Raw genomic sequence first — 22,675 nt, 5'->3', positions numbered from 1 at the left:
GAGACGGGGCGTTGAGGGGCTCGGTGGACGGACTCGGCTCCTCGGTCCCGATCGGCGGGATGCTGCCGGCCGTCTTCGCCGACGACGATCTGGCACAGCGCTTCGTCGCGGGCCTGGACGAGGTGATGGCCCCCGTCCTCAACGTCCTCGACTGCCTGCCCGCCTACTTCGACCCGGCCCTCGCCCCGGTCGACTTCACCCGGTGGCTGGCGACCTGGGTCGGCGCGGAGACCGACGGCACCGAACCGGAGCGGAGGCTGCGGGCCGCCGTCGCGGCGGCCGCGTACCTGCACCGGGTACGCGGCACCCGGCGCGGCCTCTCGGAGACGGTCCGGCTGGCCTTCGGCGTGGAGCCGGAGATCTCCGAGAGCGGCGGCGCCGACTGGAGCGCCCGCCCGCTCGGCCCGGTCCCCGGCGCACACCGGCCGCACCTGCACGTCACGGTCCGCCTGCCCGACCCCGGCCCGGCGGACGAACACCGCCTGGACACCCTCGTGGCCGCCGCCCGCCCCGCCCACATGCCGTACTCGGTCAAGGTGACCGCCGCCGAAAGGACCCCGGAGAGATGACCACCCAGAACTGCGCCGAGTGCGGCACGCGGGCCGAGCCCGGCCAGTCGTTCTGCGACGCCTGCGGCGCCGTACTGAGCTGGACGGACCGAACCCCGGCCCGCAGCACCGCGGGCACGGGCACGGGAACGGGCTCGGGGTCGGGGTCGGGTTCCGGAACGGGTTCGGGGCCGGGGGCGAACCCCGTTGCCGGTGCCGGGTCGGCTTCGGGCGCCGGGTCCGCTTCCGCTTCCGGTCCCGGTCCCGGTCCCGGGTCGGCTTCCGGTCCCGGGTCGGGCTCGGCCGCCGGGTCGGCTTCGGGCGCCGGGTCCGCCACGGGCACTGGGTCCGGGACGAGTTCCGGGTCGGCGTCCGGATCTGGATCCGTGTCCGGGTCGGCATACGGATCCGCGCCCGGGTCGGCTTCCGGCTCCGGGTCGGCGTACGGATCAACGTCGGCGTACGGGTCCGGGTCCGGGGCGGATTCCCGGTCAGGCGCTGGGTCCGCTCACCGACCCGGGACGGCGCCGGGTTCCGGCTCCGGATCCACGTACGGATCCGGGTCGGCCACCGAGGTCGGCTCCGGCACGGACGCGGCGTACGGGTCCGGGCCGGGCTCCGGCCCGGGGTCGACGTACGGCTCCGGGGCCGGTGGCGGCTCCGGTGCCGTCAGTGGTGGCTCCGGGGCCCGGTACCGCTCCGGGGAAGGCGGCGGGGAGCCGTCGGGCACCGCACGGCCGGAGGCCGGTGCGGTCTCCCGTGCGGCCTCCGCCACCAGCGCCCCGCGCCCCGCCCCCGTCCCCGGTACGGCGGTGGACAACGGAGCCGTATCCGCCTCGCCCCACGCCACACCCGACCCCACTCCCCAGGCCGCCGCCCCGGCCTCCGACGACGACCACGACCTGGACGACGAGGACACCACGGAAACTCCCCTGCCGGTCATCCCGCCGGAGGACGGCACCGCCGCTCCGTCAGGCACCGCACCGGCCCCCGCGCACACTCCCGCCCCCGACGCGACCGCCCCCACCACACCCGTACCGGCGGCAGCCGCCCCCGCTCCCGCTCCCGCCCTCGGCGACACGATGGCCGCCCGGGCCCGCTCCCTCCTGGTCCCCGTCGCCGACGCGGAGCCCCGCCCCGCCGTGCCCCCGTCCGTGGCCCCGGTCCTGCCGGGCAGGCCGGTCGCGGACCGGCCGCAGGTACGCGCGCCCGGCCCCGTCCAGGGCGAGCAGCACGGCGTCGCGTGTCCCTGGTGCGCCACCCCCAACAACCCCGACCGGCACTTCTGCGTCCGCTGCGCGATGCCCATGACGCTGGAGGACCGTTCCTCGGTCCGCCTCCCCTGGTGGCGCCGCCTGTTCAACCGCAACGGCGAGGCCCACTGGGCCGGCGACCGCCCGCGTCTGCGCCGTACGTTCGACCGCATCCTGAGCTGGGTGGTCGCCGCGGTCGTCCTCACCCTCCTGATCATCGCGGGCGTGAACACACCGGCCGCGATCCAGGCCACCCGCGACCACTTCGCCAAGCGCGCCCCGGTCGCCCCGGACTCGTTCGCGGCCTCGCGCTCCTACCCGGGGCACAAGCCGGAGCTGGCCTTCGACAAGATCAACAACTCCTGGTGGGGTCCCGGTGTCTCACAGTCGGGCGAGGGCGAGTGGATCGAGGCCCGCTTCGACGAGCCGACCCGCCTGCTGGACCTGATCATCACCTCGGGCACGTCGGTCCGCCCCGACCAGCTCAGCCAGTCGGCGCTCCCCCACCGCATCAAGGCGACGATCACCTTGAAGAACGGCAAGACGACGACCCGGGAGATCACCCTGGACCAGAGCGCGGGGCCCCAGCCGCGCGCCTTCCGCGTGGGCGAGGTCACCAAGGTCCGCTTCACGATCGAGTCCTCGTACATGGCCTCGGGGAGCAAGCAGGTGTCGATAGCCGAGATCGAGTTCATCGGCCCGTCGAGCGCCAACGCGACGTGACGGCCTGACGGCCCGACCTGGTGGTTCAGGGCCCCGGGGTGGCCGGAAGGAATGTCTTCCGGTCACCCCGGGGCCCTTCCCTCTGAGCACGTACTTGCGTAAGTCAAGCAAGCTCTTTATGGTTGCCTGAGTTAAGCAATCTACTTGCCCGCTGTGGAAGGAACCGCCGTGAAGTCGCTGACCTCCTTCGCCCGCTTCGTGGCCTTCGGCGGCGGCACCGGAGTCCTGTCCAGCCTGGCCGTCCCGCTGCTGGCGGTCCTGATGCCGTGGACCGTGTCGAACGCGCTGATCACCCTCGCCTCGACCGTCCTGTGCACCGAGCTCCACGCCCGCCACACCTTCCGCACCGGCCGCCACGCGGGCTGGCGCCGCCACTGGCAGTCCGCGGGCTCGGCGGCGGCCGCCTACGCGGCGACCTCGGTGGCCGTGTTCGCCCTCCACGCGGTCCAGGCCGCCCCCAGCATGCTCACCGAGCAGCTCGTCTACCTCTCCGCCTCCGGCCTCGCGGGCATAGGCCGCTTCATGATCCTGCGCCTGTTCGTCTTCGCGACGGCGGACGACCACGAGACGCCGAAGACGCACAAGACGGCAGAGCCGGCCGGGACGCCCGGTGCCATCAAGGCGGCCGAGCCGGCCAGGATGCCCAGTGCGATCAAGCCGGCCAAGGCGCCGACGGTCTCCCGCCCCACGGCCTCCCGCTCCACGATCTCCCGCCCCCGCCGGACGCCGGCCCCCGCCACCACCCTGACGGCGGTCCTCATCCCCGGCTGACCTGGCCGCACCGTCACCCTCACCGGCCGGCACCAGCACCGGCCCGCACCCGCACCGGGTACGCGCCCGCCCTCACCGTGCGGCCCGGCCCGCCCTTCTCGCCTCGCGGTCGATCGCCCAGGCGTCCGCCACCGGGCCCAGGTGGGCGAGCTTGTCGGGGTTGATCACCAGGCGGATCGCGCGGATGCGCCCGTCGAGTGCGTCGAGCGCCAAGGTGTGGAGCACCCTGCCGTCCCGGTCGCGGAAGACCGCGCCGGGCCGGCCGTTGATCTCGTGCGGCTCGAACGTCACGTCGACCCGGGCCAGCAGGGAGGAGAGGGTGGCGAGCAGCCGGGCCACCTTCTCCGCACCGGAGACGGCCCTGGCCAGCTGCGGGGCCTTGCCGCCGCCGTCGCCGACCATCGACACGTCGGCGCCGAGCAGTTCCTGAAGGCCGGCGACGTCCCCCTCCCGCAGGGCGTCGAAGAACCCGGACGCCAGTTCCTCCCGCTCCCTGCGGTCGGCCTCGAAGCGGGGCCGGCCCTCGGCCATGTGGCGCCTGGCCCGCACCGCGAGCTGGCGGCACGCCGACTCGGAGCGCCCCACGGCCGCCGCGACCTCGGGGAAGCCGAAGGCGAACACCTCCCGCAGCACGAAGACCGCCCGTTCGAGCGGGCTGAGCCGCTCGAGCAGCAACAGGGCGGCCACCGACACCGAGTCGGCCAGCTCGGCGGACCGCGCCGGATCCTCGTAGGGGTCGCTGAGCAGTGGCTCGGGGAGCCACTCACCGACGTACTCCTCCCGCCGGACGCGGGCCGAGCGCAGCACGTCGATCGAGAGCCGGGTCACCACGGTCGAGAGGAAGGACCTGGTCGACCGGGGCGAGGTCGGGGAGGCCTCGAAGCGCAGCCAGGTCTCCTGGACGGCGTCCTCGGCCTCACCGACGCTGCCGAGGATGCGGTAGGCGATCGAGAAGAGCAGCGGCCGCAGCTCCTGGAACTCCTCGGTCCTGCCCATACCGGTCCCCCTGAAGTCACCCACGCGGTCGGATACCGAAGCGGCCCCATGCGATGAACGCCGCCCCCGCGAGGTAGACCAGGTTCAGCACCACCAACTTGGCTTCGCCGAGGCGGCCGTGGGTAATCATCGCGCCGACCATCAGCAAGATCCAGCAGACGGCGGTCACCGGCACCAGAACCGGTGCGATACCGAGCGCGGCGGGCAGGATCAGACCTGCCGCGGCCAGCAACTCGAGGATGCCGAGGCTCTTGACGAAGCCGACGCCGACGTCCGCGGTCCATCCGCCACCATGGGCGGCGGCCAGCGTCTCCTTGGGCACGAACGTCTTGGTGACGCCGCCGGTCAGGGCCACCGCGGCCAGCAGTCCGGCGGCGATCCACAGCGCGAGGTCCATCGTCCACTCCTTGATCGAGGCTTGTCCTGCCTGCACCTCGTAGACGAGACAGCGGCCTCCATCCGTGACATCCGCACCCCGCGACCGCCCGAAAGGCCTCACGCGCCGGACGGACCTCCCTCCACCGGTGTCCCCGCCTGGGTGACGAAGTCGTCGACGAGGCGGTGGAAGAGGGCCGCGAGCTGCCGCAGGGCGTGCGGCGCCCAGTCGGCGAGGGCCATGTGCCTGGGTGAACCTCCTTCCTGGCAACCTCGTTCGAGGCGGCCGGGCTCGAGGTCACGCCGCACACCGAGGGCGAACCCGGTCCGATCACCGCAGGCGCGGAACTCACGGCGTACCGGCTCGTCCGGGAAGCCCTCACCAACGTCACCCAGCAGCACGCGGGTGCCCGCAAGGGCGGCGATACGGCTTGTCTACGCGTACGACCGGCTGACGGTCACCGTCACGGACGACGGCAGCACGCAGCCGAACGCCCCGGTCGCCGCGGGAGGGGGTTACGGCCTCATCGGCGTGCGGGAACGGGCCGGCTCGGCGGGCGGTCGGGTCGGTACGGGACATCGGCCCGGCGGCGGCGTCGAGGTCGTCAGCGAACTGCCCCTGCTCGCACGGAAAACGAACGAGTCCCACCCCGCCTGACACGGGATGGGACTCGTTCTCGATGGAGCGCCGGGCAGGCCTTGCACCTGCATTTCCCCGCAGGAAGCGGGGCGTCTTTCCTTGGACCACCAACGCAGAGGTCGTTCACCGTTTTTCTTTCCGGTGACCGGCTCAAGATCAAGCTTACCCCATCTCCGACGTGCTGTTGACCGTGTACATCGTCAGGCCATGACCACCGTCGGGGCCTGCCCGCCGTCAGGCGACGTCGCCGATCTTCAGCTCGGGTCCGACCACCAGGGTGACGACGCCGGGGGCGGCCGACGTGTCTGCCGCGGGCCGCAGACCGGGCAGCCGGGAGGCGAGGACGGCGGCCTGGCTGTCGAGGCCCGTCGGATAGGTGACGGTCGTTTTGGGGACCGTCCCGCCGGGGGCGTTGCCCGTGCCGGTGACGGTGTAGCCGGCGTCCTTCAGCTTCTCGGCGACGGCGGCGGCGCGTCCGGAGACCCCGGTGCCGTTGAGAACCTGGACCCGCACGCTGGAGGCGTACACCACGTTCTTCTTCGCCGCCTCCAACTGCGGCTTGGTGACCTCCTTGTCCTTGGCCAGGGAGGTGAACAGGTCGGCGGCCTGCGGGTACTGCCAGACGACGTTGGCCTTGTCGGTGGGCTGGTCGGCCACCCGCCCGTAGTTGGGCACGGTGAGGAAGCTCAGCCGATCGCTCGGTATCCCCTTGAGCTCGTCGGCGAGCCCGTACAACTGCTTGATGCCGGCCATGTCGGGGTCGGTGGTGAGGGACTTGGTGATCGACTGGAGGAAGCCGTACATCGCGTCGGGACTGGTGAGCTTGGACTTGGCCTTCTTGGCCAGCGCGTCCATGAACTCCTGCTGGCGCCCGATGCGTCCGATGTCGGAACCGTCGCCGACGGCGTAGCGGACCCGGACGTAGCCGAGCGCCTTCTCGCCCTTGACGGTCTGACAGCCGGCCTCCATGTCCAGGTGGGCCTTCTTGTCGTGGATGGCCTGTTTCGGGCAGACCTCGATGCCGCCCAGCGCGTCGACCATGCCCTTGAAGCCGGAGAAGTCGACCGACATGAAGTGGTCGATGCGCAGACCGGTGTTGGCCTCGACGGTCTTGATGCTGCACGCGGCGGCCTCGCCGACCTTGTTGTTGCTGCCGCCGATCGCGAAGGCCTCGTTGATCTTGAAGTGGTGGGGGGAGGACGAGCTGCCGTCCCCCTTCTGACAACTGGGTATCTCCACCCATGAGTCGCGGGGGAAGGAGACGACCGAGGCCCACTTACGGTCGGCCGGTATGTGCAGCACCATCAGCGTGTCGGACTGCATGGTGGTCAGGTCCTTGCCGTACTTGGCGTTGGCGCCGTCACGGCTGTCGGATCCGACGATCATGATGTTCTTGGAGCCGGGGCTGAGGTTCTCCGGGCGGTCGCCGCCCAGCTTGTCGTCCACGGCGGCGGAGTTGATGTTGTTGTTCAGGTCGTTGTAGACCCAGGCGCCGACCCCGCCGACCCCGAGGACGACGACGGACGTCACGCCCGCGCCCCACACGAGGATCCGCCCGCGCCGCGTGAGCCGCGTCCTGCCGGGCCCGACCGTCCTGCCACCGGTTCCGTCGGCCCTGCCACCGGGTCCGGGCGTCCTGCCGACGGGTCCGCCCGTCCTGTCCCTGCTGCCGCGGCCGGCCGCCTCCTCCGGAGTACGCCCACGCCTCCTCGTTCCGCTCACCGGCGCTCGCCCCTCCGCCTCGGCTGATTCACCCCGTACACCGTGCTCGGATCGCCGGCGTTGGTCACCGCCGAACGTCGGAACCCTACACGCGTGCAGGAATACGTCCGAAAAGCACAGACGACTCAGGAGACGAGTGGAGACGCACAAGGGTTGCCCCGGTACGGGGGGTCAAGACGGTTGGGACGAGACAGGCGGGACGAGACAAGTGAGACGAGACAGGTGGGCGAGACGGGCGAGACGGGTGGGGCGGTGGGCCGGGCGCCAGGGGGCAGCGCGTCGATCACCCGGGCACCCGGCCCGCTCAGGCGGGCCGGGTGCGGGGGGACGCGGTAGGGCGGCCGGTCGCAGGCGTCGGCGTCGGCGTCGGCGTCGGCGTCGGCGGCACCCGCGGGTGCGGTGGATGAGCGCGCAATGCCGCTCATCCAGGCATGTTCACCACCAACGCCCCTGCGGACTAGGGCGCGTTGACGAGGTCGACCGGCGGGACCGACACGGTGCGGGCGCCCGCGGTGCCGCCCAGGACGACCTTGCGCAGGGATACGTTGTTCTTGGTGTTCGTCTCCTGGAGACGGTTCGCCGGGTTGGCGATGACCTGGATGTAGTAGGTGCCGTTCGGCAGGTCGGTGACGTCGAAGGACTGCCCGGGACGGTACTGGGTGTACGTGTCGCCGGAGCCGACGTCGAGGACCTCACGCACGGAGATGGAGTTCTGCTGACCGCAGGCGGTCGACAGATCGGTGTTGTTCGGGTGCCAGTTGGCGTTCTTCACCGTGTAGTCGATGGCGTCGGTGTTGGCGAGGCAGAACGCCTCCTTGCCGCTCTTCACGATCTCGTGCTGGTCGGCGGCGAGCAGCCGGTAGCTGGCGAAGTCGGTGAAGTGCCAGTGCTCGTGGCCGATGCGCGGGTCCCACTCCATGGTGCCGGCCGGGGCGTAGCCGACCTGCTTGCCCTTGGCGTCGTAGAAGTACTGGTACGAGTCCATCAGGTCGGCGCCCGGCTTGCGGAAGCCGTCCACGACGAGCGGCGCGGGGCCGGCGTTCCAGACGTTGGCGCTGAAGGCGAGGTAGTCCTTGCCGGCCGCGTCGCCGTCCTCGCCGTCGGTGACCGCGATGTCCCAGGCCGGCAGCGAACGCAGGTCGGGCTTGGGCACGTTGGCCGCGACGCCCGCGCGCCCGGCGGGCCGCTTGGTGGCGGGCTTCAGCGCGGGCGCGACACGCGAGCCGTCGGTGTGACCGGCTCCGTCACCCAGGTGGTGGGCGAGACCGCGGGCCTCCAGGGCGTGCGAGAGCGCGGAGGGCGTGGGAGCGTCGGCCCCCCGGGGCCCGAAGTGATGCCCACCCCCCATACCCGCCATGCCGTCCATGCCCGCCATGCCTGCCATGTCGTGCGAAGCGCCATGCCCGCCGCTGCCGGCGGGCGCGCCGGGCGCGGTCCGGGCGGTGAGCCCGACTCCGCCCACTCCCCCTTGGCCTCCCCCGCCGTCGCTGATCTCCCGGACGGTCAGCTTGATGGTCGGCTGGTCGTTGGGGATGCCGAACAGGTCGCGGTACTTCTTCGCCACCGCCACCTTGACGGTGTACTCGCCTGCGGCCAGGTCGACGGGCCTGTCGTAGTCGAAGGCGGAGGTGTTGGCCGCCCAGCCCTTCTCGACGCCCCACACCGAACCGAGCGTGAAGGGGTTGGTGGAGCAGCTCTCGGGATAGTGCGAGGTGGCCGGGGCGTCGGGACGCAGCCGGCCGGAGGCGTTGTTCGGGCAGAAGTTGCTCTTGCTCTTCTGCACCTCCACCCCCGCCGCGTTCTTGATGGAGATCTCCAGGAAGTCCGGCAGGCCGCCGAAGTCCTTCACGAGCCCGGCGGGCAGCGCCTTCGTCGTCACCTTCGACCCGTCGCGCAGGATCTGCTGAGCGACGATCGGGTCCTTGTAGGACTTGCGGGTCACCTTGAACTCCAACGGAGCGTTGTCGACGGTGACATACGTGCCGAGGTCGAGATAGACCCCGGCGTTCCCCTCGTACCGGTCGGCGGTCACGGCCTTCGACGCGGCGACGAGCTTGAGCTTCGGCGTGCCGGGCGTGCTCGCCGGCGCGGCTCCGGCACCGGGAGCGGACCCGGTGACGGCGGCTACGACGGTGAGCGCGGCCCCGGCGGCGAACGCCGTGCGCTTGAGTCCCTTACGGTCTTGCGATCTGGTCATCGGTTCCTCGTCTGCGAGTGCCATGGTCAGTGGCATCGGACTGGACAGCCCACCGTCCGACCGGCGTACCGGCGCACCCCCACGCGCCCCGGCCGACTCTGTGAGCACACTGTGAGAGCCCCAATTGGCCTCTCCGGGTTGCCTGTTGTCGGCAACCGGCCGGAAGGAGTCCGCGAAGGCCCGACCACGACCGCCGGAGCTCACCCGGCTGCTGGAGGCCGCCGAGAAGCGTCTTGACTCGACCTACCCCGTGGTTCGAGGTGGAGGACGGGTGCCGGTTCTTCGGCCGGCACCTGAAGTGAGACCGGGCCGTCAGGCCGGCGGCGGGCGGCAGGCGGCACGCGGCACGCGGTCGGCGGTACGCGGTATCGGCCGGGACGCCGCTCATCGAGGACAGTCACGTCCGACCCCGATGAGCGGTGGCCGGCAGACGCACGACCGCCCCGCTCGTGGCGGTACCGGCCATCGGCGGTACCGGCCCGGTCGGGGCGGCGCCCTGTCCCGACCGGGCCGGTACCGGGATCTGGCGGCGCACATCCCGTGAGAGGCAATCGGTGGGGCGGCGGCCTTGGCACGTGTCGTGGGGTGGCGGCCATTACCTCTGGAGTAATCGCCCCGTCCAACCACCCTCGACTACGTTCTGGTCATCGCCAACACCCCCGGAACGAAGGAGCCTTGTGGTGTCCGCTTACGGCTTCGCTCATCTACGCAGCCGCCGGAATCACTCCGACGTCATCGAGTACCTGGAGCGCGTCCAGGCGACCCTTGACCCCTTCGCGGGCCGCTTCGTCATCCACGGTCCGCCGACCGAGGTCGTAGAGGGTACGTGGCCCGGCAGCATGGTGCTGATCGAGTTCCCCGGCCTTGCCGAAGCCCGTGCCTGGTACGACTCTCCCGCCTACCGGGCCATCCTGCGTCTGCGGACCGATCACATCGAGGGCGACCTGCTGCTGATCGAGGGCGTCGGACCGGACTACGACCCGGCCCAGCGAGCTCGCACGTTGCGAGCAGAAGCCGACCGGGCGGGCCGGTCGGCCACGTAGTCGCGTACCCGTACCGGTGCCCGTACCCGTCCCCGGTCCGGGTGGTTCCGTGCCGGGTTCGGGGTGGAGGAAGGGACGGCGGCTCCATCATGAGCCGGTGTTTCGCACCCCTCGCGCCCCTCGCGCCCTTCACTCCCCTACCGCCCTTCACTCCCCTCGCGCCCCTCGCAGCCGTCGTGGTTTTCGCGCCCTGCGCGGCTCCCGGACCTCGCTGACCGCGTTCCTCCTCGCCTTCGCCCTGCTCGCCGGGCCCGCCTGTGTTCCCGTCGGGCGGGATGCCGGCGCGCCGCCCGGCGCCTTCGGGGCGTACGTCGGGTACGACGACGCCGGTGTGCGGCGGACAGCGGCGCTCGACCGGTGGCTCGGGGCGGCCACGCCCAGGGTCGGGCACGCGTATCTGCCCGGGGACCGGTGGAGCAACATCGAGGGGGCGCCCAGGTATCTGGAGCTCTGGGCGCGGTGGCGGCAGGAGCGCGCCGACCGGATGTTCGTGCTCAACGTGCCGATGCTGGAGCGGACCGAGGAGCACGTGCCCGACCAGGTCGTACGGGAGGAGCTGCGCAGAGGGGCGCGCGGTGACTACGACGAACACTTCCGGGTGCTGGCCCGGCGGCTCGTCGCGCTCGGGGTGCCCGACGCCGTGCTGGTGATCGGGTGGGAGATGAACGGGATCACCTACACCCATCGGTGCGGGCCCGATCCGCAGGCCTGGAAGCGGTACTGGGCGCGGATCGTCGACGCCATGCGGTCCGTGGGCAAAGGGCAGCGGTTCCGGTTCGAGTTCACCCCCAGTCGCGGGCTGGACGCCGTCCCCTGGACCGCGTGCTATCCCGGCGACCGGTACGTGGACGTCGTCGGCATGGACGCCTACGACCAGCCTCACGGCATGTCCTTCGAGGAGCAGGTCGCGGAGCCGTACGGCCTCGCCGCGCAGGTGCGGTTCGCGCGGGCGCACGGCAAGCCGGTCTCGTATGCCGAGTGGGGGCTGTACCGCAACGGGGACAATCCCGAGTACGTGCGGGGCATGCTCACCTGGTTCGCCGAGCACCCGCCGCTGTACCAGACCATCAGCGACTACTGTCCGCACGGCGTGTGGCGGTGCTCCGGCAATCCGCGGTCGTCGGCCGTCTACCGCGCCCTGGTCGGAGGGCCGTACGGCTGAATCGGGCCGCCACGCGGGCCGCGTGCCGTACCCGGCCGCCCCATCGGTCCGATGATCACACGATGGGACGAGAACACCACGCGCGCCTCCCACGAACGCGGGCCCGCCTCCATGCGGCGACCGGCGCCGCCCTGTTCGCCCTCCTGCTGCTCGTGCTCACCGCCGTGCCCGCAGGCGCCGGGAGCGACGGGTTCCGCGGTGAGACCGCCAGGGCCGTCCGTGCTCACGAGAGGGCCCGCGAACGGGTCGACCGGCTGCGCGAGGCGGACGCCCCCGCCACGGAGGTCAAGGACGCCGAACGCCGCCGTAGGGCCGTCCGCGCCGGGCTGTGGGACCTGCTCTGGTCGACGGGCAGGAACTCCGGCGATCCGGTCGCCGTCGATCCGTCCGGACGGGACCGCCACTGCCCGTTCGGCGACCGGAGCCGCCCGCCCACACGGCGCGCCCGCCCCTGGACGGCCCCGACCCACCGCTACTGGCTCTCCGCGGGCTACGCCGAGAAGGGCTCCCGCTGGGCCCACCGGCACACCGGCCAGGACTTCGCCGTGGACTCCGGTACCCCCGTGTACGCCGTCGGCTCCGGTACCGTCCGCGCCACGACCTGCGGCGACGGCTTCGGCAACCAGGTCCTGATCCGCCACCGCGACGGCTACTTCACGCAGTACGCCCATCTGTCCCGCATCGACGTACGCAAGGACGGGCGCGTGACCGCCGGCCAGCGCATCGGCCTCTCCGGCGCGACCGGCAACGTCACCGGACCGCACCTGCACTTCGAGGTACGGATCACCCCCTACGTCGGATCCGCGGTGCCTCCTCTGCCCTGGCTGCGCCGGAAGGACGTCCGCGTCACCGGAGCGGGAGCGTTCGTGACTCCACGACTCCGTGACTCCCTGACTCCGTGACTCCGTGACTCCACCGCCCCGGTCGTGGGCGGTGGCCGGGGAGGTACTACGCCCGGTGGGGGTGGTGGGCGGCCAGCGCCCAGATCACGAACACGTCGATGGCGATCTGGATGACCGCCCAGAACGGCGCGTACGGCAGGAACAGGAACTGGAGGACCAGGCTCAGCGAGGCCAGCACGATGCCGCTGATCCGGGCCCATCCGGCCCACTCGCCCCCGCTGAGCAGCCCGTAGCCGGTCACCGCCGCCACGACGCCCACGATCAGCAGGAACCAGCCCCAGCTGGTGAGGCTCATCTCGTAGACGTAGTGGCCGACCCGGGCGTAGACGTCGTCCTCGGCGATCGCGGCGATGCCCTGGAAGACGGCGAGGACACCGCTCACGAACATGAGCACGCCCCCGAAGACGACCCCGCCGGCGGCCAGTCCACCCCCGGTCGGCGGAGGCGTGGTCCGGCCCGGCGAACCGGTGCCCTGGTGGGACGGGTCCCACACCCGGGGCCCCGGTGTCGGCTGGGAGTGCGGCTGGTCACTCATGAGCGCTACCCGTCTCTGTGTCGGCGGCGGTCCTGCTACGGCCTGCTCTGCCCTGCTCGGTGCTTCACGTGCTTCACGTGCTTCACGTGCTTCACCGACCATCCGTCCGGCCGAGGGCCGCCACCACGGGGGTGCGCCGTACGGGTGACCCGGCATGCGGACGGGCAGGACCGCCCCTTCACTGGAGGAAGGCCCGCGCAACGCCGGGACCCCTCAGGAGGAGACAAGATGCCACGCACCAAGGGCGTGCTGCTGACGGCGGCGGCGGCGATCTGCTGCGCCACCGCGCTCACCGGCTGCTCGGACGACAACACCCCCTCGTCGGTGTCGTCCGCCGCCAGCAAGGCCGCCTCCGCGGCCGAGTCGCTGGGCAGGGAGGCCACCGCGGCCGCGTCCTCCCTCGCCTCCGGCCTGGCCTCCGATCTCGCCACCGAGGCGTCGTCGGCGCTCGCTTCGGCGTCGGCGGAGGCGAGTCGCAAGCTGGGCGAGATCAAGGACGGCGCCGACGTGAAGTCGGACGTGAAACTCGGCACCCCGGGCACGGACAAGGACGGCCGGGCGACCGTCGAGGTGACCGTCTCCAACACCAGCGACGCGTCGAAGTCCTTCGCCGTCCAGGTCGACTTCACCGACCCCGCCGGCAACCGGCTCGACACGGTCGTCGTCACCGTCTCCGACGTGGCCGCCGGCAAGACCGGCAAGCAGACCGCCCACAGCAACCGCGACCTGTCCGGCGAGGTGAAGGCGAAGGTGGCGAGAGCGGTGCGGTACTGACCGCGCCGCTTGCGTGGCGGGGCTCAGGCCATCCAGAAGAAGACGGCCGTCATCCGCTTCTCCTCCAGCGTCGTACCGGAGTAACCGGTGGCGCTGTGCACGAGGTTGGCGTTGTAGAAAAGCAGCCGGTTGTGCTTGTGGGGCACCCGTACGTCCTCCTCGAAGGCGTCCGGCGCGACGAACCGGGTGCCCAGGGCCTCGACGAGGTTGTTGTGCGGGGCCTGGACGACGTTGCCGCCGAGCCGCCCGCCGGGCAGGGACTGCCGGTAGAAGCTGGTCCCGCAGTCCTTGGGTACGGACGGGTTGAGGTACAGCACGGCCGCGTACCGGCACAGCGCGCGCGAGTCGGAGTGCGGCCTCGGAGTGCTCTCACCCTCCCCCACCACCTGGATGCAGTTGTGGTTGAGCGTCCCACCGCCGGGCGCCTGCTGCACCCACAGTTTCCGGGCCCCCGTGGCGTTCCTCACCAGCCGCTCCACGCGCCCCAGCTCACCGGGCTCGAGACCCGGCATGGTGCGCAGTCCGGGCCAGCTCTCCGAGGTGTACGGGTAGCCCTCGACCCAGTCGTCCTTGGTGAGACAGCGGTCGCGGATCGCGGTGATGTCGGCCTCGGGGAAGACGTCGTCGATCACCCAGTAGTCGCGGCCCTTGGTGGGCTTGCGGTAGGGGAGCACGGGGAGCGTGGCGGCAGCCCGGACGGGCTGGTGGGGCCGCTGTGGCATGGACATGCGGTGAATCTAGGACGGGGGTCCGTCACGACTCGCCCTCCCTTTCGTCCGCACTCCTCCGCGAAGTGGTCAACAGTTCGTCGAGGCGGTCAACGGCTCACCAACCGAGGAAGCCCCGGTGTCATCCGTTCGGGTCCGCGAAGAGGTCGTCGGCGGTGGTGGCATGCACCGCGCGCTGCGACCAGGTGGTGAGCTGATCGAGGTCGGTTCATCGCGGTCATGAGATCCCTCCACGTCCGTTGCGCCTGAGGATTGTCCGACGTGATCAACGAGCTACGCCGCGCTCAGCTCGCACCACACGAGCTTGCCCCTGTGACCCATGCGCGACAGCGGCTGCCAGTGCCAGAGGTCGGAGCAGGCCCGGACGAGGGCCATGCCGCGTCCGCTCTCGGCTTCGGTGAGCTCCTCCAACAGGCATGGTGGCCTGGGTGGTTCGGGGTCCGCGTCCCACGCCCCGATCTGGAGGACGCCGTCCCGGAAGCGAAGACGCAGACAGGCGGGGCCTTTCGTGTGCAGTACGGCGTTGGAGACCAGCTCCGAGGCGAGCAGCTCCGCTGTGTCGACGAGGTGGACGAGCCCGTGCAGGGTCAGGATCAGGCGCAGGGTGCGGCGGCAGACGGTGACGGCACGGGGATCGCGGGGGATGTACAGGGAGTACTCCCAGGGGTCGGAAGTGGTGGGGGCGGGGACGGGGGCGGCTTCGGGCATGGGTCGGCTCCACAGGTGGGGGCGGGATGTGCGCACGGTGGCATGCCTCAGCCGTCCCGGCAGGACGGAGCGGTGCACTTCCGCAGCGTGTGCGTTACGTCACCGACGGTAGGCCTAAAGCTTCATACCAAGCAAGCCGATCGCGTAATCTTGCCCTCGAACGAGTCGCGTCCGCGGGCGCGTTGGCCCGAGGAGCAAGTCAATGGCGCTGAGGCACGAACCCACCGCACGTCAGCAGCGCCTGGCGGCCGAGCTGCGCAGACTTCGCGAAGCGGCCGGCCTCACCGCTCGCGAGGCGGCGGCACTGCTCGGAGTGAGCCCCGTCCAGATCAGCCACATCGAGTCCGCGCTCGCGGGTGTGAGTGAGGAGCGGCTTCGCCGCCTGGCGTCCCACTACGCCTGCACGGACGGGCAGTTCATCGACGCCCTGGTCGGCGTGGCCACCGATCGGACGCGGGGGTGGTGGGAGGAGTACCGGGGACTACTGCCGACCTCGTTCCTGGACCTGTCGGAGCTGGACCACCACGCGAAGTTCAGACACGACATGGCCGCCTTGTACGTACCCGGCCTGCTCCAGACGGAGGACTACGCGCACGCCGTCTTCTCGTCGAGGGTCCCCGAACTCACGAAGGAGGAGATGGAGTTGCGCGTCCAGCATCGCAGCGCCCGCCGGGTGGTCGTAGAAGGTCCTGCGGCCATCCCGTACAGCGCGGTGATCCACGAGGCGGCTCTGCGCATCAGAGTCGGCGACCGTATGGCCTCACGCGCTCAACTCACCCGGATTCTGGAACTCTCCGAGGCGGTCAACGTGAGCGTACGAGTCATTCCGTTCGACCTGGACAACTTCACCCGGGCCGGGAGCGCCATGACCTATGCGGGGGGTTCCGTGCCCAAACTGGACACCGTGGTTCGCGACACCCCCCTCGGCACGGTCTTCATCGACTCCGAGGCCCAACTCAACGCCTCGCGAACGATCTTCCGTAAAATCGAGGCCGCATCACTAGGCCCTGACCGCTCGCGTGACTTCATCCACAGGCTCGCCAAGGAACTGTGAGGCCCACCATGAACCCCGACAATTGGCAGAAGTCCTCCTTCTCCGGCGGCGGCGACGGCAACGACTGCGTCGAACTGGCCTCCACCCCCGCCACGCTGCACCTCCGTGAGTCCGACGCCCCCGCCGCCGTCCTCACCACCACCCCGGCCCCGCTCACTCACCTTCTCCACGCCATACGCACGGGAACCCCCGGAATTGTGGCCTCCACCACAGCACACCCGGGCGGCGCCTGCTGAAGTGACCGAATGATCGGTCTCCTGCTCCGCGTCCTCCCGTTCTGGGTGCGCGAGCCCCTGCTCGCCGTCTTCGGCGTCGTCTTCAGCGGCTTCCTCTTCTACGCGGCCATCCGGGACAGCGAGTGGGTGATGGCCGCCATCGGCGCCGCCGTCGCCGTGTTCACCGCGATCCGCGTGCACCAGATCAACCGCGCCCTCCAGGCCCGCCGCCAGCTGAAGGCCATGGAGGGCGCGCAGCGCACGCAGGGCATCTAGCGGCTCTCAGTCGTCGACGTCGACATGGTCGAACGTCCTCAGCATCTCCGTCAGCACCCGGACGCAGGCCCGCACCTCGGCGTCGGTCAGTTCGCCCCCGACCTCGCGGTTCAGGGTGTGCTCGCGGTCCAGGACGGTGGCGATCAGGGTCCGGCCCTCCTCGGTGATCCGAATCAGGGACGAGCGCTGGTGCGCGGGGTTGGGCAGGGTCTCCACCCACCCGTGCGCCACCGCGTCGTTGACCATGCGCTGCACGAACTGTCGGCTCAGCGCCTGGATCCGGCTCAGCTGGGGGACCGTCAGATCTCCCTTGCGGCACAGCAGATCGAGCACGGAGCGCACCCCGACGGAGGCGCCCTCGACGGCCTCGCCCTGTTCGACCTTGCGCAGGGCGCGGCGATAGAGGGGGCCGACCAGGTCGAAGACCTCGGTGAGCCGGTGGCCGAGTTCGTCGGGCGGGAGAGGGGCGCCGGCGAGAAGAGACGGGTCGCTGTCGTTCACACCCAACATGATGCACCCGGAGAATATGACACCTTGGTTGCCAAAAACCGTCCGGGGTGACACCTTGGTTGTCATGACTGCCGCTTTGGACATGAAGTACTTCGCCTCCGCCGACGGGGACCTCGCCTACCGCGAGGCCGGCACCGGAGAGCTCGTGGTCCTGCTCCACTCAGGATTCTGCGATCACCGTGTCTTCGACGCGGTGACCCCGGCGCTCGCCTCCACCCACCGGGTGATCGCGCCCGACGTACGGGGCCACGGCGCCTCCGCCAACGCGACCCGGCCCTTCCGCTGGGCCGACGACGTCGCCGCGCTGCTGCGCCACCTCGACGCGGGCCCCGCGGTGCTGGTCGGAGTCTCGATGGGAGGCGTGATCGTCAGCGACACCCTGCTCGAACATCCGGAGCTGGTCCGCGCGGGCGTCGTGTGCGGTGCCTCGACCGGCGAGTTCGAGGACTCCGACCCCTGGCACCGGGCGATCCAGGCCGAGACGGCCCGTGCCCTGGCCGCCGGTGACATCGAGGGCTGGCTGAAGGCCTTCCTGAGCTATGTGCCCGGCCCGCACCGCACCCTCGACGAGGTGGACCCCGACATCCCGCGCCGGCTGAGCGAGATGGCCCTGAACACGATCTCCAAGCACACGCCCGGCGAGAAGGACCGGCTCGTCCGGGTGACCGACACCTGGCCGCGGGTCCCGGAGATCGACGTCCCCGTGCTCACGGTGAACGGCGCCCTGGACACCCCCGACGTGATCGCCGGGGCGCAGCGCCTGGCCGACACGGTCCGCGACGGCCGGTCCGTGCTCATCGACGGCACCGGGCACTACCCCAACATGGAGAAACCCGAGCAGTTCACCGCAGTCGTCGCGGACTTCCTGCGCACCCTCTGAGCGCGAGTTTTAACCTTGGAGGTCATCCAGTGGCTCATGTGCGCAGGTCGGCCTCTGGGCTGCCGCCTGGCGGCGGGCTGGGCTCAGGTTCAGGGACGCCCGCTCGCCGAGTGCTCGTCCCTCCGGTGTTCCATAACCTCCTCCTGCCCGGGTACCGGGCCACTGAGGGCGGTAGCCAGAGCCTGGGCTTGGTACTGCGTGATACCGAGGGCGAGCGGCACCTGGCGGGGGCTGTACGGGGACGAGCACACGGCGATCGGGTTGTCGCCGGTAGGGGTCCACCGGGATCCGCCGGCCGAGTCCCGCTCCCCCAGCAGAGTCGCGGCCAGATCGCTGGCAGCATCCGTGCGTATCCCACAGTGGGACAGCGCGCGGGCCACGGTGTCACGCGCCTCGCCGGGCATGTCGGCGTCGCCGAGCATGGGCAGCAGGAGCAGGAGGCGCTCGGATGGATCGGTCAAGCCCTCGCTGCCTTCCTGCGTACTCGTGGCGAGAGCGAGGAGCTCCGTCCAGGACAGGCCAGGGCCAGCCTCGTCGGCGCCGCACTGGCCGAGATGGCCAAGGCGCCCCCACTTGGGATGGCGGATGAAGAAGTCGACGTTGTTCTGGTCCTCCCAGTTGGCAAAGACGGCATAGGCCGTATGCCCACCGTCGAAGCAGACCCGCAAGACAGGCCAGGGCTGTTCGGGGTCACTGAGGCGATCCACCATTTCGTCGTAAGCCGACGCGTCCACCCCGTATGGCTCGGCTGGTTCGCCGGGATCGCCCATCGTCAACAGGACATGAGCGAGCCAGAAAGCGGGGTCTCGCGCGAGGTCCTCACTCGCAGACAGCTCGCATTCCTGCAGATACTCCGGGATATGTACGCCGGTGCTCATGGGAGGAGGTTAGGGAACACCGGAGAGGCGACCTTGCGCGGGGTTGTTCCCAAAGCGGTGGGCAGAGAGGCAGACCTGCACGAACAGGACGCCCTCAAAGGACGTACGAGGTTGAAACTCAAGCTGAGCAGCCGCGGGGCCGGCAGATATCCGATGGATCAGGTGGGCCGCGAGTGGCAGGCTGCGGCCCATGGGGAACAGCCGTGGGTGGAGACCGGGTTCCGGACGACCGCCGGCCCGGTCCGCGGCAGGCGATCGGCCGACGGCGTCACCGCCGTGCTCGGCATCCCGTATGCCGCCGCACCGTTCGGTGCGAACCGTTTCCGTGCGCCGCAGTCCGTACCCGACTGGAGCGCGCCGCGCGACTGCACGAAGTTCGGACCCGTCGCGCCGCAGTCCGCGGAACTGCCCGGCGCACCTGTGTGGCGCCCGGGAGACGAGGACGTGCTCACGGTCAACCTGTGGGTACGGCCCCCGGCGGACGGCGGGCCGCTGCCGGTGCTCTTCTGGATCCACGGCGGCGCCTACACCTTCGGCTCCTCCGCGCAGCCCGACTTCGACGGCGGCGCGCTCGCCCGGGCCGGGGTGGTCGTGGTCAGCTGCAACTACCGGATCGGTTTCGAGGGGTTCGGCCATGTGCCGGGCTTTCCCGACAACCGCGGACTGCTCGACCAGGTGGCCGCGCTGCGCTGGGTCCGGGAGAACATCGCCGCGTTCGGGGGCGATCCCGGCAACGTCACGGTCGCCGGGCACTCGTCCGGCGCGGGGCTCGGCCGTCTGCCTGATGGCCATGGAACGGGCGCGCGGGCTGTTCCGGCGAGTGATCGCTCACAGCGTGCCCCACGCCTTCTTCGACGTCGAGGTCGCCGACGCGATCGCGTCGAGGATCGCGGCCCAGGCCGGGGTGGCCGCGACGGGCGCCGGACTGCTCGCCGCCTCGCCGCACACGCTGGTGGCCGCCTCCGACAAGGTCGCCGAAGAGTGCATGGACTATCCCGTGACGGCGGGCCAGGCCTACGACCCGGTGGTCTTCCAGCCTGTGATCGACGGCGAGGTACTGCCCGTGGACCCGCTCACCGCGCTGGCCTCCGGCATCTCCCGTGAGCTCGACCTCCTGGTGTGCCACACCCTGGAGGAGTACTGGTTCCTGCACGAGGTCGGCGCGGTACGGGAGGTCGTCTCGGAGTCGGAACTCTCCGACTTCGCCGAGGCCCTCCGCCTGCCCGCCCGTCTCCTCGCCGGCTACCGCGCGCTGATGCCCGGCGCTCCGGTGCTGGACCGGTACCTCGCGATCTTCGGTGACGCGGAGTTCGGCGAGTACGGCAGCCGGCTGGCCGAACAGCACGCGCGGGCCGGCGGCCGGGCTTATCTGTCGCGTTTCGCCCGCAGACGCGACCGTGCCGGTGGTGTGGCCAGGCCCTGGCACACCGCCGACGTCCCGTTCGCGTTCGGCAACCTGGACGCGCGGGGCGCCGACTTCCTCATCGGCGGCGCCCCCGACGAACAGGACCGGGCCCTGTCCCGGCGCATGCTGCGCGCGTGGGCCGACTTCGCCGCCTGCGGTGACCCCGGCTGGCCCGCGGTGACCGCCGACGGCACGACGGTGAAGGCCTGGGCCGTGCCGGACGATCAGCTGTCCGACGACAGCACGTCCGCCGTGCGCGCGTTGTGGCGGGGAGTCTCTTTCGAACCCGTACTCACCACCACCTCGTCCGTCACCACCTCGTCCGTCACCACCTCGTCTGTAAGCACCTCGCCCGTAAGCACCTAGTCCGCCACCACCACTCCGTCTCTCACCACCCCGTCCCTCACCACTTCAGCTGTCACCACCACCTCGTCCCCCACCGACACCCGACCCGCTCGCCGTACCTCGAAGTAGGCGCCGAAGGCGACTCCGCCGCCGTCCGCCCGGCGGTAGTCCGCGAGGGTGCGCAGGGGTTCCGGGCCCTCGCGGCGGCCGGTCCGCTGGTCGACCATCGTGATGGCGCAGCGGATCGTGTCCTCGGTGAAGGCCAGCTCCGTGTCGCCGATGGTGAGACGGGCGGCGCCGTCCTCCCTGTGGGGCGTGTCCCAGCCGTCCACCACCAGGTTGGGGCGGAAGCGGTCCATCGGGAGGGGCGTGGCTCCGCGTTCGGTGATCCGGCGGTTCAGGGCGTCCAGGCTGGCCCGCGAGACGAGGTGCAGGCGGCCGTTGTTGCCGGCCGGGGGCCGGACCAGGGTGCTCGGGGTGCCCAGTACGTCCGTGAGCCAGGCGTGTACGTCCGCGCTGTCCGCCCGCACCGGGTCCCGCCCCGGCGCCCGCAACATCAGCCCGTCCTCGGTCGGTTCCGGGGTGATCAGGGCAAGAGCGGGGTCGCCCCACTGCCAGCGCAGGTCGCCCTTCTCGTCGGCGATCGCGTAGGTGCGGTCGTGCAGCAGACCGCCGCCCGTCAGCGTCCCTTCCGGGAGTGCCGTCCCCGCGCATCCCTTCACCGGGTAGTACGTGATCCCCACCAGTCTCGCGACCGTCATCCCCAACGCCCCCTCGTCAGTCCGTCACCAGCGCAAGCACGAAGTCGTCATACCCTTTTTCGCCCACCGTCCGCACTGCGATCGGATGCAGCAACCTGCCCTGGTTGGACGCGACTTGGTGAGTCGTCAGGCCCGCCGTCTCGCTTCCCCGGCCGGCCGCCCGCAGGGCCTCGTCCTCCTCCACCAGCAAGCCGTTGAGGTAGTCGTCGACGGCGGTCCAGGTCTGCTGCACCACAGGTCCGTTCGTTGCCCGGCAGGGCATTTACTGAGTTTCTTATGGGAACTTACCTGTACGTGTGATGCGCGTCCATCAAGTTCACAGCATTACCGGTGAGTCGGATCGGCTCCGCGTCCGTACTCCTGTGTGTCCGCCCCCAACGGGCACAACACATCGACATATCGGCGGAATCCCCGACCGGGCAGGAGGCACGGTGCCACTTTCGCGAAACATGATGGGAACCCTGTTCGTCGGCGGTGCGCTGGCTGTGACACTCAGCGCGCTGGCCTACCCATCGATGCTCGGGATCACCACCGTGTCGACCTCGGCCGACCGGATCATCGCCAACACCCAGTGGGGACCCCTGACCGAGAGCGACCGCGCCTTCGTGGTGGCGGTGCGGGCGGCCGGACTGTGGGAGTACCCGGTCGGGCAGATCGGGCTGCAGAAGGGCCAGAGCAAGGGGGTCCTGACCGCCAGCCAGCACCTGATCGACGGGCACGCGGCGCTGGACGAGTCCTGCCGCAAGATCGCGCCGATGCTGAACGTCGTCCTGCCCAACATCGCCAGTCCGCAGCAGGAGGGGTTCGTCGCCACCCTCAAGGCCGACCAGGGCAAGCAGTTCGACGTGGACTTCGCCAACATCCTGCGCATGACCCACGGGTCGATCTTCAACACCGTGGCGAAGGTCCGCTCGACGACGAAGAACACACTGGTGCGCGCCCTGGCCGACCAGGCCAACAACACCGTTCTGGACCACATCACGGTGATGGAGAAGACCGGTCTGGTCGACTTCGACACCACGCTGTTCACCCAGACCACCCCGCCGAAGCTGCCCGCGTCGGACGTGACGGCGCCGGTCCCGCCCGCCGGTCAGCCGCTGGTCGTCCTGACCCCGCCGCCGAACGCCACGTCCACCCCGGTGGACCTCGGCGCCGCCGTGGTGAACAACGGCGGATAGCCGCGGACGTACGCAGGGTGAAGCGGCCCCGCCCGCCGGGGGGGGGCCGGGCCCGCCCTTTGCGCCCCGGGCCCCCCCCCCCCGGCGGGGGGGACG

26 protein-coding genes and 1 pseudogene are annotated in these 22,675 nt (G+C 71.0%); 14 read left to right on the top strand and 13 right to left on the bottom strand.

The features are described 5' to 3' along the window. Positions 1–11: 11 nt before the first annotated feature. Positions 12–569, top strand: coding sequence for a phage tail protein (locus tag ACFWBB_RS16020; protein ID WP_385271663.1), 558 nt, complete (start codon positions 12–14; stop codon positions 567–569). A gap of 487 nt (positions 570–1,056) precedes the next feature. Here ACFWBB_RS16020 and ACFWBB_RS16015 read toward each other — a convergent pair whose 3' ends face one another. Further along, positions 1,057–1,368, bottom strand: a complete 312-nt coding sequence (locus ACFWBB_RS16015; protein WP_385271660.1) for a hypothetical protein — start codon at positions 1,366–1,368, stop codon at positions 1,057–1,059. On the opposite strand from ACFWBB_RS16015, the gene ACFWBB_RS16010 reads away from it, so the two are divergent. Further along, the gene (locus ACFWBB_RS16010) at positions 1,361–2,524 is read left to right on the top strand and encodes an NADase-type glycan-binding domain-containing protein (protein ID WP_385271657.1); all 1,164 of its coding nucleotides are present in this window, start codon (positions 1,361–1,363) and stop codon (positions 2,522–2,524) included. The genes ACFWBB_RS16015 and ACFWBB_RS16010 overlap by 8 nt on opposite strands. A gap of 168 nt (positions 2,525–2,692) precedes the next feature. Further along, the gene (locus ACFWBB_RS16005) at positions 2,693–3,295 is read left to right on the top strand and encodes a GtrA family protein (RefSeq protein ID WP_385271654.1); all 603 of its coding nucleotides are present in this window, start codon (positions 2,693–2,695) and stop codon (positions 3,293–3,295) included. A 72-nt stretch (positions 3,296–3,367) separates the two neighbouring features. Here the strand turns inward: ACFWBB_RS16005 and ACFWBB_RS16000 are convergent, their stop codons facing one another. The 3 genes from ACFWBB_RS16000 to ACFWBB_RS15990 form a co-directional block, all read right to left on the bottom strand. Beyond that, complete coding sequence (locus ACFWBB_RS16000; RefSeq protein ID WP_385271651.1) at positions 3,368–4,291, bottom strand: RNA polymerase sigma-70 factor; 924 nt, start codon at positions 4,289–4,291, stop codon at positions 3,368–3,370. A 16-nt stretch (positions 4,292–4,307) separates the two neighbouring features. Then, positions 4,308–4,688: a DoxX family protein gene (locus ACFWBB_RS15995; RefSeq protein WP_385271648.1), complete on the bottom strand. Its 381-nt coding sequence runs from the start codon at positions 4,686–4,688 to the stop codon at positions 4,308–4,310. Between the two features lie 98 nt (positions 4,689–4,786). Next, positions 4,787–4,909 carry a hypothetical protein gene (locus ACFWBB_RS15990; RefSeq protein WP_385271645.1) on the bottom strand — a complete coding sequence of 41 codons (123 nt, stop codon included), beginning with the start codon at positions 4,907–4,909 and terminating at the stop codon, positions 4,787–4,789. 163 nt (positions 4,910–5,072) lie between these two features. On the opposite strand from ACFWBB_RS15990, the gene ACFWBB_RS15985 reads away from it, so the two are divergent. Further along, a complete protein-coding gene (locus tag ACFWBB_RS15985) occupies positions 5,073–5,324 on the top strand; it encodes a hypothetical protein (RefSeq protein ID WP_385271642.1) in 252 nt (83 codons plus the stop codon). A 216-nt stretch (positions 5,325–5,540) separates the two neighbouring features. Here ACFWBB_RS15985 and ACFWBB_RS15980 read toward each other — a convergent pair whose 3' ends face one another. After that, entirely contained in the window at positions 5,541–6,836 is a 1,296-nt protein-coding gene (locus tag ACFWBB_RS15980) for an LCP family protein (RefSeq protein ID WP_385271640.1), read from the bottom strand. 649 nt (positions 6,837–7,485) lie between these two features. Next, positions 7,486–9,225, bottom strand: coding sequence for a lysyl oxidase family protein (locus ACFWBB_RS15975; RefSeq protein ID WP_385271637.1), 1,740 nt, complete (start codon positions 9,223–9,225; stop codon positions 7,486–7,488). 680 nt (positions 9,226–9,905) lie between these two features. Here ACFWBB_RS15975 and ACFWBB_RS15970 point away from each other — a divergent pair. From ACFWBB_RS15970 to ACFWBB_RS15960, 3 genes are all read left to right on the top strand, one after another. Further along, positions 9,906–10,268 carry a DUF1330 domain-containing protein gene (locus tag ACFWBB_RS15970; RefSeq protein WP_385271634.1) on the top strand — a complete coding sequence of 121 codons (363 nt, stop codon included), beginning with the start codon at positions 9,906–9,908 and terminating at the stop codon, positions 10,266–10,268. A gap of 190 nt (positions 10,269–10,458) precedes the next feature. Beyond that, a complete protein-coding gene (locus ACFWBB_RS15965) occupies positions 10,459–11,430 on the top strand; it encodes a glycoside hydrolase family 26 protein (protein ID WP_385271833.1) in 972 nt (323 codons plus the stop codon). A gap of 62 nt (positions 11,431–11,492) precedes the next feature. Beyond that, positions 11,493–12,332 (top strand): M23 family metallopeptidase, encoded by an 840-nt coding sequence (locus tag ACFWBB_RS15960; RefSeq protein ID WP_385271631.1) that lies wholly within the window; start codon positions 11,493–11,495, stop codon positions 12,330–12,332. 46 nt (positions 12,333–12,378) lie between these two features. Here ACFWBB_RS15960 and ACFWBB_RS15955 read toward each other — a convergent pair whose 3' ends face one another. Further along, positions 12,379–12,867, bottom strand: a complete 489-nt coding sequence (locus tag ACFWBB_RS15955) for a hypothetical protein (RefSeq protein WP_385271628.1) — start codon at positions 12,865–12,867, stop codon at positions 12,379–12,381. Between the two features lie 228 nt (positions 12,868–13,095). Here ACFWBB_RS15955 and ACFWBB_RS15950 point away from each other — a divergent pair, with 228 nt between their 5' ends. Continuing rightward, positions 13,096–13,641, top strand: coding sequence for an FxLYD domain-containing protein (locus ACFWBB_RS15950; protein ID WP_385271625.1), 546 nt, complete (start codon positions 13,096–13,098; stop codon positions 13,639–13,641). Between the two features lie 23 nt (positions 13,642–13,664). Here the strand turns inward: ACFWBB_RS15950 and ACFWBB_RS15945 are convergent, their stop codons facing one another. Then, on the bottom strand, positions 13,665–14,369 hold the full coding sequence (locus tag ACFWBB_RS15945; protein ID WP_385271622.1) for a DUF6445 family protein: 705 nt from the start codon (positions 14,367–14,369) through the stop codon (positions 13,665–13,667). 273 nt (positions 14,370–14,642) lie between these two features. Further along, positions 14,643–15,077: an ATP-binding protein gene (locus tag ACFWBB_RS15940; protein ID WP_385271619.1), complete on the bottom strand. Its 435-nt coding sequence runs from the start codon at positions 15,075–15,077 to the stop codon at positions 14,643–14,645. Between the two features lie 202 nt (positions 15,078–15,279). Between ACFWBB_RS15940 and ACFWBB_RS15935 the strand changes: the two genes are divergently transcribed. Genes ACFWBB_RS15935 through ACFWBB_RS15925 form a run of 3 tightly spaced genes read left to right on the top strand, consistent with a single transcriptional unit; the run spans position 15,280 to position 16,622 of the window. Further along, positions 15,280–16,131, top strand: coding sequence for a helix-turn-helix domain-containing protein (locus tag ACFWBB_RS15935; RefSeq protein ID WP_385271616.1), 852 nt, complete (start codon positions 15,280–15,282; stop codon positions 16,129–16,131). Positions 16,132–16,139: 8 nt separating this feature from the next. Next, positions 16,140–16,367, top strand: coding sequence for a DUF397 domain-containing protein (locus ACFWBB_RS15930; protein WP_385271613.1), 228 nt, complete (start codon positions 16,140–16,142; stop codon positions 16,365–16,367). Between the two features lie 9 nt (positions 16,368–16,376). After that, a complete protein-coding gene (locus ACFWBB_RS15925) occupies positions 16,377–16,622 on the top strand; it encodes a hypothetical protein (protein ID WP_385271610.1) in 246 nt (81 codons plus the stop codon). A 6-nt stretch (positions 16,623–16,628) separates the two neighbouring features. On the opposite strand, the gene ACFWBB_RS15920 is transcribed toward ACFWBB_RS15925, so the two are convergent. After that, positions 16,629–17,132, bottom strand: a complete 504-nt coding sequence (locus ACFWBB_RS15920) for a MarR family winged helix-turn-helix transcriptional regulator (protein ID WP_385271607.1) — start codon at positions 17,130–17,132, stop codon at positions 16,629–16,631. Between the two features lie 64 nt (positions 17,133–17,196). Between ACFWBB_RS15920 and ACFWBB_RS15915 the strand changes: the two genes are divergently transcribed. Then, a complete protein-coding gene (locus tag ACFWBB_RS15915; protein WP_385271604.1) occupies positions 17,197–18,012 on the top strand; it encodes an alpha/beta fold hydrolase in 816 nt (271 codons plus the stop codon). 89 nt (positions 18,013–18,101) lie between these two features. Here ACFWBB_RS15915 and ACFWBB_RS15910 read toward each other — a convergent pair whose 3' ends face one another. Beyond that, on the bottom strand, positions 18,102–18,890 hold the full coding sequence (locus ACFWBB_RS15910; protein WP_385271601.1) for a hypothetical protein: 789 nt from the start codon (positions 18,888–18,890) through the stop codon (positions 18,102–18,104). A 153-nt stretch (positions 18,891–19,043) separates the two neighbouring features. Between ACFWBB_RS15910 and ACFWBB_RS15905 the strand changes: the two are divergent. Beyond that, positions 19,044–20,586, top strand: a pseudogene (locus ACFWBB_RS15905) (carboxylesterase/lipase family protein); the annotation flags it as partial. Between the two features lie 71 nt (positions 20,587–20,657). Here ACFWBB_RS15905 and ACFWBB_RS15900 read toward each other — a convergent pair. Then, positions 20,658–21,401, bottom strand: coding sequence for an MOSC domain-containing protein (locus ACFWBB_RS15900; protein WP_385271598.1), 744 nt, complete (start codon positions 21,399–21,401; stop codon positions 20,658–20,660). Positions 21,402–21,417: 16 nt separating this feature from the next. Beyond that, on the bottom strand, positions 21,418–21,636 hold the full coding sequence (locus ACFWBB_RS15895) for a hypothetical protein (protein ID WP_385271595.1): 219 nt from the start codon (positions 21,634–21,636) through the stop codon (positions 21,418–21,420). A 217-nt stretch (positions 21,637–21,853) separates the two neighbouring features. Between ACFWBB_RS15895 and ACFWBB_RS15890 the strand changes: the two genes are divergently transcribed. Further along, the gene (locus ACFWBB_RS15890; RefSeq protein WP_385271830.1) at positions 21,854–22,579 is read left to right on the top strand and encodes a DUF4142 domain-containing protein; all 726 of its coding nucleotides are present in this window, start codon (positions 21,854–21,856) and stop codon (positions 22,577–22,579) included. Positions 22,580–22,675 lie beyond the last annotated feature (96 nt).

This window comes from Streptomyces sp. NPDC060000 (assembly GCF_042737375.1).
Classification (GTDB): Bacteria; Actinomycetota; Actinomycetes; order Streptomycetales; family Streptomycetaceae; genus Streptomyces.
Note: the sequence above shows the minus strand (reverse complement) of the source record. Positions and strands in the feature narration are given on the sequence as shown.

Bases quoted from the DNA above. Each gene is read 5' to 3' on its own strand.
- ACFWBB_RS16000 (WP_385271651.1), bottom strand. From the start codon at position 4,291: ATGGGCAGGACCGAGGAGTTCCAGGAGCTGCGGCCGCTGCTCTTCTCG.
- ACFWBB_RS15975 (WP_385271637.1), bottom strand. From the start codon at position 9,225: ATGACCAGATCGCAAGACCGTAAGGGACTCAAGCGCACGGCGTTCGCC.
- ACFWBB_RS15945 (WP_385271622.1), bottom strand. From the start codon at position 14,369: ATGTCCATGCCACAGCGGCCCCACCAGCCCGTCCGGGCTGCCGCCACG.
- ACFWBB_RS15940 (WP_385271619.1), bottom strand. From the start codon at position 15,077: ATGCCCGAAGCCGCCCCCGTCCCCGCCCCCACCACTTCCGACCCCTGG.
- ACFWBB_RS15995 (WP_385271648.1), bottom strand. From the start codon at position 4,688: ATGGACCTCGCGCTGTGGATCGCCGCCGGACTGCTGGCCGCGGTGGCC.
- ACFWBB_RS15930 (WP_385271613.1), top strand. From the start codon at position 16,140: ATGAACCCCGACAATTGGCAGAAGTCCTCCTTCTCCGGCGGCGGCGAC.
- ACFWBB_RS15900 (WP_385271598.1), bottom strand. From the start codon at position 21,401: ATGACGGTCGCGAGACTGGTGGGGATCACGTACTACCCGGTGAAGGGA.
- ACFWBB_RS15960 (WP_385271631.1), top strand. From the start codon at position 11,493: ATGGGACGAGAACACCACGCGCGCCTCCCACGAACGCGGGCCCGCCTC.
- ACFWBB_RS15910 (WP_385271601.1), bottom strand. From the start codon at position 18,890: ATGAGCACCGGCGTACATATCCCGGAGTATCTGCAGGAATGCGAGCTG.
- ACFWBB_RS15935 (WP_385271616.1), top strand. From the start codon at position 15,280: ATGGCGCTGAGGCACGAACCCACCGCACGTCAGCAGCGCCTGGCGGCC.
- ACFWBB_RS15915 (WP_385271604.1), top strand. From the start codon at position 17,197: ATGACTGCCGCTTTGGACATGAAGTACTTCGCCTCCGCCGACGGGGAC.
- ACFWBB_RS15955 (WP_385271628.1), bottom strand. From the start codon at position 12,867: ATGAGTGACCAGCCGCACTCCCAGCCGACACCGGGGCCCCGGGTGTGG.
- ACFWBB_RS15925 (WP_385271610.1), top strand. From the start codon at position 16,377: ATGATCGGTCTCCTGCTCCGCGTCCTCCCGTTCTGGGTGCGCGAGCCC.
- ACFWBB_RS15890 (WP_385271830.1), top strand. From the start codon at position 21,854: ATGGGAACCCTGTTCGTCGGCGGTGCGCTGGCTGTGACACTCAGCGCG.
- ACFWBB_RS15920 (WP_385271607.1), bottom strand. From the start codon at position 17,132: ATGTTGGGTGTGAACGACAGCGACCCGTCTCTTCTCGCCGGCGCCCCT.
- ACFWBB_RS15990 (WP_385271645.1), bottom strand. From the start codon at position 4,909: ATGGCCCTCGCCGACTGGGCGCCGCACGCCCTGCGGCAGCTCGCGGCC.
- ACFWBB_RS15950 (WP_385271625.1), top strand. From the start codon at position 13,096: ATGCCACGCACCAAGGGCGTGCTGCTGACGGCGGCGGCGGCGATCTGC.